Annotated in this window: 15 protein-coding genes; 7 read left to right on the top strand and 8 right to left on the bottom strand. The window is 66.9% G+C overall.

Features of this window, described 5'->3' with window-relative positions:
• Positions 1-23: 23 nt before the first annotated feature.
• From A5624_RS21520 to A5624_RS21500, 6 genes are all read left to right on the top strand, one after another.
• Positions 24-1,376, top strand: coding sequence for a glutamine synthetase family protein (locus A5624_RS21520; RefSeq protein ID WP_066870741.1), 1,353 nt, complete (start codon positions 24-26; stop codon positions 1,374-1,376).
• Between the two features lie 9 nt (positions 1,377-1,385).
• The gene (locus tag A5624_RS21515) at positions 1,386-2,519 is read left to right on the top strand and encodes an amidohydrolase family protein (RefSeq protein ID WP_066870739.1); all 1,134 of its coding nucleotides are present in this window, start codon (positions 1,386-1,388) and stop codon (positions 2,517-2,519) included.
• A 92-nt stretch (positions 2,520-2,611) separates the two neighbouring features.
• Positions 2,612-4,570: an adenylate/guanylate cyclase domain-containing protein gene (locus A5624_RS21510; RefSeq protein ID WP_156749115.1), complete on the top strand. Its 1,959-nt coding sequence runs from the start codon at positions 2,612-2,614 to the stop codon at positions 4,568-4,570.
• 135 nt (positions 4,571-4,705) lie between these two features.
• Positions 4,706-4,960: a DUF3761 domain-containing protein gene (locus tag A5624_RS29350; RefSeq protein ID WP_082972107.1), complete on the top strand. Its 255-nt coding sequence runs from the start codon at positions 4,706-4,708 to the stop codon at positions 4,958-4,960.
• Between the two features lie 141 nt (positions 4,961-5,101).
• The gene (locus A5624_RS21505; RefSeq protein ID WP_066870792.1) at positions 5,102-5,935 is read left to right on the top strand and encodes a lysophospholipid acyltransferase family protein; all 834 of its coding nucleotides are present in this window, start codon (positions 5,102-5,104) and stop codon (positions 5,933-5,935) included.
• Positions 5,935-6,369: an SRPBCC family protein gene (locus A5624_RS21500; RefSeq protein ID WP_066870735.1), complete on the top strand. Its 435-nt coding sequence runs from the start codon at positions 5,935-5,937 to the stop codon at positions 6,367-6,369. Before A5624_RS21505 ends, A5624_RS21500 begins: the two co-directional genes overlap by 1 nt.
• Before the next feature lie 64 nt (positions 6,370-6,433).
• On the opposite strand, the gene A5624_RS21495 is transcribed toward A5624_RS21500, so the two are convergent.
• From A5624_RS21495 to ag85B, 8 genes are all read right to left on the bottom strand, one after another.
• Positions 6,434-6,877, bottom strand: coding sequence for a nuclear transport factor 2 family protein (locus A5624_RS21495; RefSeq protein ID WP_066870723.1), 444 nt, complete (start codon positions 6,875-6,877; stop codon positions 6,434-6,436).
• A gap of 47 nt (positions 6,878-6,924) precedes the next feature.
• Complete coding sequence (locus A5624_RS21490) at positions 6,925-8,247, bottom strand: cytochrome P450 (RefSeq protein WP_066870720.1); 1,323 nt, start codon at positions 8,245-8,247, stop codon at positions 6,925-6,927.
• A 57-nt stretch (positions 8,248-8,304) separates the two neighbouring features.
• Positions 8,305-8,727, bottom strand: coding sequence for a lipoprotein LpqH (locus A5624_RS21485; protein WP_066870718.1), 423 nt, complete (start codon positions 8,725-8,727; stop codon positions 8,305-8,307).
• A gap of 12 nt (positions 8,728-8,739) precedes the next feature.
• The gene (locus tag A5624_RS21480) at positions 8,740-9,573 is read right to left on the bottom strand and encodes an SDR family oxidoreductase (protein WP_066870715.1); all 834 of its coding nucleotides are present in this window, start codon (positions 9,571-9,573) and stop codon (positions 8,740-8,742) included.
• A gap of 5 nt (positions 9,574-9,578) precedes the next feature.
• Positions 9,579-10,055, bottom strand: coding sequence for an SRPBCC family protein (locus A5624_RS21475; RefSeq protein WP_197498137.1), 477 nt, complete (start codon positions 10,053-10,055; stop codon positions 9,579-9,581).
• A 35-nt stretch (positions 10,056-10,090) separates the two neighbouring features.
• A complete protein-coding gene (gene rpfC, locus A5624_RS21470; protein ID WP_066870708.1) occupies positions 10,091-10,528 on the bottom strand; it encodes a resuscitation-promoting factor RpfC in 438 nt (145 codons plus the stop codon).
• 105 nt (positions 10,529-10,633) lie between these two features.
• On the bottom strand, positions 10,634-11,209 hold the full coding sequence (locus A5624_RS21465) for a chorismate mutase (RefSeq protein WP_369806985.1): 576 nt from the start codon (positions 11,207-11,209) through the stop codon (positions 10,634-10,636).
• 23 nt (positions 11,210-11,232) lie between these two features.
• The gene (gene ag85B / locus A5624_RS21460; protein WP_066870705.1) at positions 11,233-12,225 is read right to left on the bottom strand and encodes a diacylglycerol acyltransferase/mycolyltransferase Ag85B; all 993 of its coding nucleotides are present in this window, start codon (positions 12,223-12,225) and stop codon (positions 11,233-11,235) included.
• A gap of 731 nt (positions 12,226-12,956) precedes the next feature.
• Between ag85B and A5624_RS21455 the strand changes: the two genes are divergently transcribed.
• A partial coding sequence (locus tag A5624_RS21455) for a hypothetical protein (protein WP_232002302.1) occupies positions 12,957-13,907 on the top strand: 951 nt, incomplete at its 3' end.

Genomic DNA, 13,907 nt, shown 5'->3' with positions numbered 1-13,907 from the left:
GCGAGGTGGGGAGAATGGCTGCCATGACCGGCACACCGCTCGCCGCCGCGGCGATCGCGCAGCTGGAGGCCGAGGGCGTCGACACGGTCATCGGCACGGTGGTGAATCCGGCCGGGCTCACCTTGGCCAAGACGGTCCCGATCCGGCGGACCGACACGTTCGCGGATCCCGGCCTGGGGGCCAGCCCGTCCTGGCATGCGTTCGCCATCGATCAGACCGGGATCGCCTTCACCGCCGATGCGGGCGTGGTGGGGGACCAGCGCCTCCGGATCGATCTGTCGGCGTTGCGCATTGTGGGTGACGGGCTGGCGTGGGCGCCCGCCGCATTTTTCGAGCAGGACGGCACCCCGGTGCCGACCTGCAGCCGTGGCACGCTGCGGCGCATCGAGGCGGCGCTCGCCGAAGCCGGCATCGAGGCCGCGGTCGGCCACGAAGTCGAATTTCTGTTGGTCGGCCCGGACGGCGCCCGGCTGCCGTCGACCTTGTGGGCGCAGTACGGCCTGGCCGGTGTGCTCGAACACGAAGCGTTCGTTCGCGATGTGATCGGGTCGGCGACGGGGGCCGGCATCGCGATCGAACAGTTCCACCCCGAATACGGCGCCAACCAGTTCGAGATCTCGCTCTCGCCGCAGGCCCCGGTGGCCGCCGCCGATCAGCTGATACTGATGCGGCTGATCATCGGGCGCGCGGCGCGTCGGCACGGGCTGCGGATCAGCCTGTCGCCCGCGCCCTTCGCCGAGGGCGCGGGATCCGGTGCACATCAGCACTTCTCACTGTCGACGCCGGAAGGCCCGCTGTTCTGCGGCGGCGACGCGAGCCAGGGCATGACGGCCGCGGGGGAGAGCGCGGTCGCGGGTCTGGTGCACGGACTGCCGGAAGCTCAAGGCGTCCTGTGCGGGTCGATCGTGTCCGGCTTGCGGTTGCGGCCGGGCAACTGGGCCGGCGCCTACGCCTGCTGGGGTACCGAAAACCGGGAGGCCGCAGTGCGGTTCGTCACCGGCGGGCCCGGCTCCCCGCGCGGCGGCAACGTGGAGGTCAAGATCGTCGACCCTTCCGCGAACCCGTATCTGGCGTCGGCGGCCATCCTAGGCCTGGCGTTGGACGGGATCAAGTGCCAGACGACGCTGCCACCGGAGGTCACGATCGACCCGGCCACCGTGCCCGAATCCGACCGGGTGCGCGACGGTATCGTGCGGCTGACCGATTCGCAGGCCGAAGCGATTGCGGCGCTTGACGGTTCGGAGGTGATGCGCCGCATCCTGGGCGATCCGGCCGTCGACATGGTGGTCGCGGTGCGCCGCCTGGAGCGGGAGCGCTACGGCGACCTGGCGCCCGAGCAGTTGGCGGACAAATTCCGCATGGCCTGGAGCCTGTGACGGCCGGTCATGGTCTCCGACACTCGCGCCCTGGCCCTGCACATCGGCGGTCTGGCGCTGATTGATCAGCATGTCCACGGATGCTGGTTGGCGCCGGCAGACCGGCCGCGATTCGAGAACGCGCTCAACGAGGCCAACAGCGAACCCATTACCCATCCGGGTTTCGACTCTCAACTCGGGTTCGCGGTGCGCGCCCATTGCGCTCCCGTCCTGGGTTTGTCCAAACACGTTGACCCGCAAGAGTATTGGGAGCGCCGTAGCCAGTTCGACGAGCATGACTTGGCGCGGCTGTTCTTGTCGGCCGCCGGGGTGAGCGAGTGGCTGGTGGATACCGGGATCGGTGGTGGCGGTGTCGCCGGAGTCGCGGATATGGCCCGGCTGTCCGGCGGTGATGCGCGCGAGGTGGTGCGGCTCGAGGAGGTGGCCGAGCAGGCGGCGCAAGCCCGCGGCGACTACGCGGCGGCGTTCGGGGAGATCTTGCACCGGCGCGCGGCCGGCGCGGTCGGCACCAAGTCGATTCTGGCGTACCGGGGCGGGTTCGAGGGCGACCTCAGCGCTCCGTTGCCGGCCGAGGTCGCCGAAGCCGCGAGCCGCTGGCGCGACCGCGGCGGTACCCAGTTACAAGACCGGGTGCTGCTGCGGTTCGGGTTGCACCAGGCACTGCGACTGGGCAAGCCACTGCAGTTCCACGTCGGGTTCGGCGACCGCGATTGCGATCTGCACCAGGCCAATCCGCTGCTGCTGCTTGACTTCCTGCGCAGCACGAAAGACGTGCCGATCGTGCTGTTGCACTGCTACCCCTACGAGCGCGAGGCCGGCTATCTGGCCCAGGCGTTCAACAACGTCTATGTCGATGGCGGGTTGAGCGTCAATTACCTGGGGGCGCGGTCACCGGCGTTCCTTGCGCGTCTGCTGGAAATGGCGCCGTTTTCCAAGATTCTCTATTCGTCGGACGGATTCGGTCCGCCGGAGCTGCATTTCCTCGGCGCGATCTTGTGGCGCAGGGGCATGGAGTGGGTACTCGGCGAATTTGTGGACCGCGGCGAGTGGAGCGAACCGGACGCCATCCGGGTGGTCGACCTCATCGCCCGCGAGAACGCCGCCCGCATCTACCGGCTGACGCATCGCGGCGGCCGGCCGTGATCGCCCGTTCGAAGCCCTCCGACTGCCGGCGACGCAGGCCGCGGGGCGTTCGCCGGGGATCGAGGCTGCGCACGGCGAACTGGGTGATGCACATGGCGCTGCCCATGCTCGCGTTATGGCTGCTGCTGGGCATACCCAAGGTCGACCTGGAATGGGACAACCGGGTGGCCCATTTCATCTTGGTGCTGACCGCCTCGGCCGTGAGCGTCGTGCTGGGCGCCCTGATCGCGCGGGCGTCACGCGCGCGCGACGACGCCCGGCTCTGGCTGGTGTCGCTCGTATTCATGACGACCGCCGGCTTTTTCGGCGTGCACGCCGTCTTCACGCCGGGGGTCCTGTTCGACACCTCCGATGCGGACTTCATGTTGCCGACCCGAGTGGGCCTGGTGCTGGCCGGGCTCGTGGCGCTGGCCTCGTCGATCACCTTCGACCCGGCCAGGAGCGCCCGCCTCTGGTCGATGCGCCCCGCCCTGGCGGTGACGGTGGGAGCGCTGATGGCGGCCTGCGCGGTGACCGTCCTGTTCGGACTGCTCGACCGGCTGCCGAACCAGGAGCTGGTGCAACGCGTGGAACAGGCCTGCGCGCTGGTCGGCGCCGCACTGTTCGCCCTCGCCGCGCTTGCCTACCTGCCGGTCTACCGGCGCCGTCCCGCGGTGGTCGTGATCTCGGTGCTGACCGCGTTCACGTTGCTGTCCGAGGCGGCGGTGGCCCTCGCGTTCGGGATGAGCTGGCATGCCTCCTGGTGGCTGTGGCACGTGCTGATGACGATGGCCTTCTGCTTCATCGCCTACAGCGCGCGGGTCCAGTTCCGCCGCGAAGGCACCGTCAGAGGTCTTTTCGACGCACTCGCCACCCAACAGACCATCGCCGGCCTGCGCCGCGATTACACGGCGGCATTGGAGACGATGGTCGACATGTTGCAACGCCGGGAGCGGGGCGAGCAGGTTCCGCCCGGCGCTGCCGCCGCCGCCCTCGCCGACCGGTTCGAACTCACCGAGCAGCAGGTGGCGGTCCTCAAACGCGGCGCGGAAGCCCTGGGCGCCGAACGCGAACGCGTGCGCAAGCTCGGCGAACTCGTCGCGCTGGGCCAGGAATCCAGCGTCATTCAGGACGAGGACGCCCTGCTCAATCGGGTGCTGGTCGCCCTCTCCGACGCGTTCCCGGGCAACCATTTCCGGCTGGCTCGGGTGCGTGCCGGCGAGCTCTACTTCGACGACGGCGCGGCCGACGGGTCGGAGTCGACCGCACCGCAGGGCACCGTCCTCGAGCTGCCGCTGATGGTGAAGGGCCAGGTCGCGGGCGTGATCGAGGCGCGTGCACCGGATGGCGCCTTCTCCGATGCCGACAGCGCCCTGCTGTGGTCGTTCGCCATGCAGTCCTCGATCGCGTTGGAGAACGCCCGGCTTTACCAGAACCTCGATGGACTGTTCCGTAGCTACATGTCACCCACGGTCGCGACGGCCCTGCTCGCCGATCCCGATCAGGCGGGCCTCGGCGGTGCGATCACCGACATCACGGTGCTGATGGCCGACCTGCACGGCTTCACCGCGTTCACCGAGGCGACCAGTCCGCAGCAGGTGGTCGGCATGCTCAATGCCTACTACGGCGCGATCGTTCCGGTCATCCTCGAAGCCGGCGGTACCGTCCTGCCCTTTGCCGGTGATGCGGTGGTGGCGATTTGGAATGCCCCTGTGCGCCAACATGATCACGCGGTGCGCGCCGCGCGCACCGGACTCGCACTGCATGCCGCCGTCGAGCAGGCGGCGGCCGGACGCGACGACTGGCCGCGCTTTCGGGTGGGAATCAATACCGGTCCCGCGCTGGTGGGCAATGTCGGTGCGCAGCAAGTACGCAACTTCACCGCGATCGGCGACACCATGAACCTGGCGGCACGGCTGGAGGGCCTGGCTGAGCCGGGGCAAGTGGTCATCGGACCCAATACCGCGGTCGCGCTTGGTGAGTCCGCACGCGTGCGGATGCTCGGCTGGGTTGACGTCAAGGGCAAGCGCGATCCCGTTCGGGTCCGGGTGCTGGACGGACTGGCGCAGTAGCGGCGCTGCCCTCGCCTCGACAGCGGGAAATTTTTCAGAGATTCGCCTGTGGGCAACGGTCCGGGCGCATAGGCTTCGATCGACGAATCGGGCAAACGTCGCCAACCTGATGATGGACAAGGGAGGTTTGGGCACGTGTTGTCCCGTGCTGCGTTTGTCATCGCAGCCGTCGTCTTCGGCGCCGCCGCTGTGGCGCCATCGGCCTACGCGTCACCCAGCGGCGGTTGCTACACCGCCAGTTCTGGTGACTGCGTGCCATATCCGCAAAAGGGTGGCTCACAACCGCAGGGTGCCACGGCCCAGTGCTCGGATGGGAGTTGGTCTTTCAGCGAACATCCCCATGCCAGTGGGACCTGTCACGGTCACGGTGGCGTCCAGCGGTACTTGTAGCCGTCGGCTGCCAACAACACTGGGATGGTCAAAACACGAGGGGTGACCATCCCAGGTGTTGCGGCGGCCCGGTAATTTTCGTGCCCGGCCGGTTGCATCGCGGCGTTTGACCCCCGGTGACGCCGGGGTATGCGTGCCGACATGGCGACCGCGAAGGACGTCTTGAATTGGGCTCGCGACAAAGTTGTGTCGTGGGTGCCCAAAGCCGACCTTGACCAGCGAGATCCGGATTACATCCGCGATCAACTGCCGGGAACCTGGTTGCTGGCGTCGTTCTATTTCAGGGCGGACGTGCGGGGCTTGGACCGCATTCCGGCCGAGGGACCGGTGCTGCTGGTGGGCAACCACAGTGGCGGCAATGTACCGCCCGACACCTTCGTGTTCACGCTCGCCTTCTGCTCGTATTTCGGCGTTGAGCGGCCCTTTTACCAGTTGGCCCACAACCTCGTCGTGTCCGCGCCGCCGCTCGGCTGGTTGCGCAAATTCGGCACCGTCGCCGCCAACCCCGAAAATGCCCGTCTCGCGCTGGATTCCGGCGCAGCACTGCTGGTCTATCCCGGTGGCGACTACGAGGTGTTCCGGCCCTCCTGGGAACGTCACAAGGTCGACTTCGGCGGGCGCATGGGCTATGTCAAGCTGGCCCGCGAGGCCGGGGTGCCGATCGTCCCCGTCGCGAGCATCGGTGGGCAGGAGAGCGCGCTCTTTCTCAATCGCGGGCAGTGGCTGGCCAAGTTGCTGATGGCCGACAAGTTGCTCCGGCTCAAGAGCGTCCCGATATCGCTGGCGCTGCCCTGGGGACTCAACATCAGCGACCTGGCGGGCCACATCCCGTTGCCCACCAAGATCGTGATCGAGGTTCAAGACCCGATTGAGGTCGACGGCGACGATCAAGCGGTGCACGACAAGGTGATGGCCTCCCTGCAGGGGGGCGTCGACCGGCTGGCCGCCGAACGACGATTCCCGGTGATCGGCTGATGCGCGTCGAACGCCGTTGCGTCATCAACGCCGACCGTGCCGCCGTCTGGAAAATCGTCAGCGACCCGGACTGTTACCCGTCGTTCATGGCGAGCCTGGAGCGGTGGGAGTCGTCGAACGACAAACCACCCGGCGTCGGTGCGCGGTACACCGTCCACTGGAAGATCGGCTCCGTACCCGTTGGCGGCGTGATCGAGGTGGTCGAGTTCGACGACGGCCGCGACCTCGCCTGGGTGGGAATTACCGGCGTGACGCTGCGCGGGCGGATACGGTTGCGTGACAGAGGCGACGGCTGCACACGGGTGACATTTCGGCTGTCGTATCAGGCGCCCGGGGGAATACTCGGGTACATCGCCGATCGGATCGCCGTGCGCCAGGTGGGACGCGCACTGACGGAAACGTTGAAACGCCTCCGGAAACTGGCCGAGTCGTAGCCGCCATCATGCGTTCCACCGGGCGTGGGCGGCAGACGGTCGGGGTGCCGTGGAGCGGCCTTCGTCAAACCAGCGATGAGGCGTCGAATATCCAACTGGTGTCGCCGGTCGCCAAGCCCTCGAAGTGGTTCGGGGGAGCGAAGGCCACCAGGCTGTTCATGTCCCAATAGTCTTTCCAGACGGTGATCTTGCCGTCGACGACCTTGTGGGCCGTCACGAAGCGCAGCACACCCTGCTCACCTGTCGCGAAAGTCCACGTCTCGGAGTGCTCGTAGAGCACGTCGGACCCGTTGCACACCAGCACGCCGGGGTGGTTCTCGTAGCCGGCCAACTGCTCGAGTCCCATCCTGAGGCGTTGCACGATGCCCTCGGGACCGCGCGCCGACAGTGCGGGGACCGGCATGTCGACGTAGAGGCAGTCGTCGGACAAAAAGGTTTTGATCGCTTCCCAATCTCGCCGCGAAAGCGCCTGCCACAGCCCACGTACGACGTCCTCGACCGCGATCATAGAAACCTCTGTCATAGCGGCAAATAAACCTCGTCGCCGCCCCGGTGTCAACCGGTTCGGTCGTACTCGCGTACGTACGGCCCCAGAGCCACCGGCAACGACGACCATCCGCGCAGCACCCGGGTTTCGCGTCTGCTTCCGGCGCCCGCCGCGCGTACCTCGGGAAAACCGTCGAAAAATGTGCGCAGTCCGACTTCGCCCTCGGCCCGGGCAAGGGCCGCGCCCAGGCAGAAGTGCCGGCCACCGGAGAAGGCGAGATGCCGTCCGGCGTTGTCCCTTTCGATGTCGAAGCGGTGCGGGTCGGGAAAAACCGATGGATCCCGGTTGGCGGCGGCCAGATACACCAGCACCAGATCGCCACGGTGTAACTGCCGGCCGGCTATCTCGACGTCGCCCCGCGCCATCCGCGCGGTCAGCTGCACCGGCGATTCCAGCCGCAGGATCTCTTCGACGGCGTTCGGCCACAGTTCGGGACGTCGGCGCAGGGTGTCCAGATGCTCCGGCGCGTCCATCAACATCCGGATCCCATTGCCGAGCAGGTTGACCGTAGTCTCGAAGCCGGCGGCTAACACCAGCCCGGCGATCGCCTGAAGCTCCTTCTCGTCGAGATAGGTTTCCGCAGAACCACTTTCGGCCGTCTGGATCAGCTGGCTCATCAGATTGTCGCTGGGATCCAGGCGTAGCCGCTGCAGGTGCTCGGCGAGCCAGGCGCTGAAGCCGGCGATCCCGTCCTGCACGCTGCGGTATTGCCGCCATGGCAAGCCGATGTCGAGGCTCGGTGCGGCCAGTTCGCCGAATTCCAGGACGCGCCGTCGCTCCGACTCGGGCACGCCGAGAATGTCGCTGATGATCGCCACCGGAAGCTGCGAGCAGTACCGTCCGACGATGTCCACCACACCGGACTCACCGGCCAGCCGATCCAACAGCTCGGCGGCGGTCTGCTCGACCCGATCCCGCAGGGCGGCAACGGCTCTGGGTGTGAACACCGCCGACACCGTCTTGCGGTAACGGGTGTGATCGGGCGGTTCGACGGCCAACAACGATGGCGCACGCAGTGGATGCAGCAGGCCGTCGCGGGTGCGGTGCTCCACCCATCGCAGCGGCGCCGGCAGATTCGATCCGAAGATCAGCACCCGAAAATCGTCGGACCGCAGCAGTTCATGCGCCAGCGCGTGATCTGCCGTCAGATACGCCACGCGGCCCTTCACCAGCTTGCCCCGGGCACGGACTTCGTCGTAGTAGGCGACCGGGTCGGCGGCCACCGCCGGATCCGCGATCAGCCTGGCCTGGACGTCGCCTCGCCGGGCCCCGAGGGCCGCGGCGCCCCGGATGAAGCCATGCATCGCGAACCAGTGCAACCGTTCCTTCACCGGCCCCCTCCCTCGATCAGGCGTCGTTTCGAGCCTAGGCCCCGACCAGCTGTGGAGTCAGCACTCGGCGTCGATTTTGAAGTCGGTGGTCACCACTTTGTTGGGGTTGCTGCTGTTGATGCCGTAGGCGCTGCCGGTGATGGTGTAGGCGTCGTTGTTGAGTTCGACGTGCGCGTCGCCCACCCCGCCTTGCCAGAAGCTGCCGCTGAATCCGTCGACATTGCGAATCTTGACCCACTGCGGCATCACCCGGTAGCCGCTGAGCAGCACCACCGCTTCGACCCCACCGTCCCGGTCGGGGATGTTGATGGTGCGGTACATCTGATCTTGCCGGCACGCCGGGGGACGCGTCGTGTGCGTGGCGCCGTCGATGGTCAGCCGCGCGGCCCGACGGGGCGTCGTCGGCGCCGCGCTGCATCCCGCGACACTGACGACGACCGCCGCCGAAACCAAAGCGACTGTGAGCAAACGGTTTTCCACCAGCCGACCTCCTTACTGCCGCTTCGGCGCTAGCGCGGGTAGGGACTTGACGATGCTGCGTCGCACGAATTCCGGGCTCACGCCCTTGAAAAAGTCGATCAGGCGGATGCTCTTGGGCACATACCAGTGCATCCGCTTCGGATGGTGATAGGCCTGCCACGCCGTCTCGGCCACGCTGCTTGCCGGCATCAACCGGAGCATGCCCTTCTTGGGTGCGGTGGCCCGCAATTGCTCCGCCGTCATGGGTGCGCGCCCGTCGTCGGAGTGATTGGTTGTGGTCGTCAAGATGGCGGTGTCGATGAGCCCGGGCAGCACGTCGGCGACGCGCACGCCGTGGCGCTGCCACTCCACGCTCAGCGCCTCGGTCAGACCTTTGACCGCATGCTTGGTCGACGAGTAGACGGCCAGGCGCGGCATGCCGTAGGTCGCCGAGGACGACGACGTGGAGAACATCAGGCTGCCCGGGGTCATCTTGAGGTAGGGCAGCGAAGCGTACGCGCCCGTCAGTACCGCCTTGAAGTTCACGTCGACGACACGCATCGCGGCGTCATAGGGCACGTCCTCGAACCAGCCGGATTCACCGATGCCGGCGTTGTTCCACATCATGTCCAGTCCGCCGCCGCTGTTGCCGGCGCAGAAATCGGCCAGGGCATTCTCGAGGGCCGCCTTGTCCGTCACGTCGACGGCGCGGGTCCACAGTCGATCGCCGCCGAGTTCGTCGTTCAGCGTCGCCAGGCCGTCTTCGTTGCGGTCGACCGCGCCGACGCGCCAGCCCTTGGCGTGGAACAACTTTGCGCCCTCGCGACCCATGCCGCTGCCCGCACCGGTGATGAAGACGGATTTCACGGGCGTCAGTCCGCCTCGACCACGTCTTTGATGCGGTTCAGCGTCTTGGTCATGTCGCGGATGTTGCGGCGCTTGCGCAAAAAGCCGCCGAACAACCAGTAGAAGGCGAGCCACGGCGCCGGGTTGAGCCGAAACGACTCGGTGACGTCGGTCCCGCCGCCGCCACTGGGCGCCAGGCGGTAATGCCAGTTGTTGACGGGCCTGTCACCGAGGAGCACCGTGAAGCCGAATTCGCGGCCCGGTTCGCAGGCGGTGACCTTGCACGTTGTCCAATACACCGGCCCCATCTCATTGCGCCGGACGTGACCGCGGAATTTGGCACCCAGGGCGGGGCCGGTCGCATCGCCGAGCCACTCGGCTTCAAAGACTTCCGGGGAAAACTTTCCGGTGTTGCGGACGTCCGCGATGAGATCCCAGATCTTGGCCGCAGGCGCCGCCATGTGAACAGTCGCCGAACCTTCCATGGGCTGATCCAAACACAGCGTGGCGCCCGGTCATAGAGCGCAGGTGCGTTTCATCAGTGCGGGACGGCCGCCTGAATCAGCCCGTTGATGATCTGCTTGATGCCCTGGGCCGGGTGCGAGTACCAACCGATCGGCAGGCCGGATTGCGCGCCGCACTTTGGCCAGGCCTCCACACCCTCCTCGGCGAAAACCCGGTTGGCCACAGCGATTTGCTGCTCTCGGGACGCGGCGGCCGGGTTGCCGACACCGCCGTAACGCGCCCAGGTGGCTGGTTTGAATTGCAGTCCACCGTAATTCCCGTTTCCGGTGTTGGCGTGCCAGTTGCCCCCGGATTCGCATTGGGCGATCGCGTCCCAGTTGGGAGCGGGGTCTGCGCTCACCACACCCGTGGACGAAGCCATCGACGCTGCAACGACCCCGCCGACCACTACGGACTTGACGAGAAGCTTGCAGAGATTCTTCATGTCCGGGATTTCGGCGCGTGTGGCCAAAGCGTTACCTATTCGAAAATGGCGCGAGATATGCCATCTATCTGCGGAAACCGCCTTATCGGCGGGCCAAATCGGACCGTTAGAAATCGGTGAGGAAAAATTAAGTTATTGCTGGCAATACGACTGCGTCGCTGATGACAGGGCCTTTTGGTACAGGTCGTCGAGCTGCCGCCCGCGGGTGACGCCGCTTCGCGCGGCGTCGAGTTGGGCGCCACATTCCGGCGAATGCAGCACGCCCCAGTTGCCCGACAGCTGGGTCAGCATCGTCTGGTTGAGGGCGTCGATCGCCGACCGCGACGACGACAGGTCCGGTGCGTCGGGCGGAGCGCTTCCCGGATTGAGCTTCCAGTCTGCGAACCGGCCGTATTCGACGGCCTCGGTGGCGCTGATCTGGTCTCCGAACACCCGGGTGACGTAGTCGCGGTCGATGTGTTGGGCGACGGCCTCGTCACCCAGCCTGGCCAGTTCCTGCTGGACGCGCGCCGGATCTTCGATGGCGCCGTGCTGGTGCCACTTGTAGGCGGCAACCGGGTCGGCGATCTGCAGCCGTTGCGCGGCCGCGTCGACTAACGGGGTGAGCGGACTCGCGGTGTCGGCCCGGGCGGGCGCCACCAGCATCGCCAGGCTCACGACCGCGATCCCCCAACGCACTACTGCGCCTGACGGAGACGTCAGGCGCAGTAGTGACCGAGCGGGCGGTTGGGTTATCCGCCGCCGCCAGGCGAAGCGCCCAGAGTGCCCTGCAGGTCGGGCTTCATGGCGTTGAGCTGGGCTCCCCAGTACTCCCAGCTGTGCGTTCCGTTGGCGTTGAAGTTCCACACCGCGTTGTGGCCGCCGGCGCCGTTGTAGGCGTCCTGGAACTTCAGGTTGCTGCTGCGCACGAAGTTCTCCAGGAACTCGGCCGGCATGTTGGCCCCGCCGAGCTCGGACGGCGTGCCGTTACCGCAGTACACCCAAAGCCGGGTGTTGTTGCCGACCAGCTTCGGGATCTGCAGGGTCGGGTCGTTGCGCGCCCACGCCGGGTCGCTCGACGGACCCCACATGTCGTTGGCCTTATAGCCACCGGCGTCACCCATCGCCAGACCGATCAGGCTCGGCCCCATTCCCTGCGACGGGTCCAGCAGCGCCGACAGCGAGCCGGCGTAGATGAACTGGGCCGGGTGGTAGGCGGCCAGGATCATCGCCGACGAACCGGCCATCGAGATGCCGACCGCCGCACTTCCGTTCGGCTTCACACTCTTGTTGGACTGCAGGTACTGCGGCAGCTCGCTGGTGAGGAAGGTCTCCCACTTGTACGTCTGGCAACCGGCCTTACCACAGGCCTGGTTGTACCAGTCGCTGTAGAAGCTGGATTGACCACCGACCGGCATGACGATCGACAGGCCCGACTGGTAGTACCACTCGAACGCAGGGGTGTTGATGTCCCAGCCGTTGTAGTCGTCTTGGGCCCGCAGACCGTCCAGCAGATAGACCGCGGGGGAGCCGCTGCCGCCGCTTTGGAACTGGACCTTGATGTTGCGGCCCATGCCGGCGGACGGCACCTGCAGGTACTCGACTGGCAGGCCCGGCCGCGAAAACGCATTCGCGGTTGGAGCGCCGCCGGCAAGACCGATCAGGCCCGGCAGTGTGGCTGCCGCCGCTGTGCCGACCAAAAGCCGGCGCCCCCAGGCCCGGACCTTCTCGCTCAGATCTGTCATACCTGCCCCTTGTCGATGTGATCAGTGTGATCGTGGTCTCACAGGAATTTACCGTGTGAGTCCGTCAAATGTCGATTGGGACGCGAACGCGTCTCGTTTCGGCATCGCTTTTCACTTCACAATTTCGCCACCCGGCGCAACCGGGCGGCGTCGGGCCCCGCGTACCCGCTGTATGACCGCCCCACACACCGGGTGAGAAAACGCCAGGCCGCAGCGGGTTTACGTCGAGTCGAGCTCTCGCGATGCCCCACGCTTTTAGAATCCCCCGAAATGAAGCCCGGACCGGATTCGCTGATCGCCACCGGCGCGCCGCGCGTCGGCAGTTTGATCGTTTGACGGCACCACGGTCGCGCGGTGCGGGGCATTTAATTTGCGCGGCCGATAAAGCCTGGTTTGGCGACCCAGAGGCCCCCCGCACTACGGCCCTCGCGGCCCTCGCGGCCCTCACCTCGTCGGAGCTCTGCAACCGGCGGCAACCGGCTGAAGCGGCGAACCCGCCTGCGGCCCAGCTCCGTTTCACCGCGCCGCCCTTTCATCTGGCGATTCCGCGGTCATGCCCGACCGGGGCAGCCGGACTTGCGCCGACCGCGTAGGCTGCTCTCGAAGCAAGCCGATGAAGACCACGCTATCCCGCGTCTGTTCCGGCTCTCTCGAATCACCGCGCCCGCGGCTTCATGGTGCGCGTAGATGCGGCTGAGGGCGTCGGACGCGGGACCGATTGGGGCATAGATTTGGACACGGTTCTTGGCCTGTCAGTGACGCCGACCGCCGTTGGTTGGGTCCTCGCCGAAGGACATGGCGCCGACGGCACCATCCTCGATCACCAAGAGCTGGTGTTGCGCGCGGGCCACGGTGTGCGCGCCGTGGGCACCGCAGAACAAGTGGTGGACGAGGTATTGCGGGTCGACACCGAGGCGGCCGCGAGCGATCGCCGGCTGCGTGTCATCGGAGTGACCTGGAACGACGAAGCATCCGCACAGGCCGCGCTGGTCTTGGAGGCCTTGACCGACGCGGGATTCGACAACGTCGTGCCGATCCGGTTCCTCGAAGCCATCGAGACGTTGGCTCGGGCCATCGCGCCCGTCATCGGCTACGAGCAGACCGCCGTCTGCATCCTCGACCGGGACTCGACGACCGTGGTCATGGTCGACACGCACGACGGTGAGACCCAGACGGCCACCAAGCACGTGCGGGGCGGCTTCGACGGCCTGACCCGCTGGCTGACCGGCATGTTCGAGCGCAACGGATGGCAGCCCGGCGGCGTCGTCGTGGTGGGCGGCCACAGCGACATCGACGGCCTCTCCTGGCAGCTCGAAACGACTTTGCCGGTACCGGTTTTCGTGCAATCGATGGCCCAGGTGACGATCGCGCGCGGCGCGGCGCTGTCGGCGGCTGCAAGCACCGAATTCACCGACGACCAGCTGGTCGAGCACATCAGCGAACCCGTTCCGGCGCCCACTCAGAAGCGGCAGTTGTCCTACGCCGGGGCCATGACCGCGTTGGCGGCCGGTGCCATCACCTTCGTCGGGTCGGTATCACTCGCGGTGGGGATCCACGTGGGGCCGGCCAGCGCCGCCGGCGCGCCGAAGCACGCTACCCACCCGCCCACGATTATCACCGACCTCAGCTCGCTCACCGCGACCGCCACCCGCGACGTCACCAAAGTGCGTCAATTCGGCTCG

Source organism: Mycobacterium sp. 1482292.6, from assembly GCF_001672995.1.
GTDB classification, from domain to species: Bacteria; Actinomycetota; Actinomycetes; order Mycobacteriales; family Mycobacteriaceae; genus Mycobacterium; species Mycobacterium europaeum_A.
The sequence above is the reverse complement of the archived record's forward strand: the minus strand, read 5'-3'. Positions and strand labels throughout refer to the sequence as shown.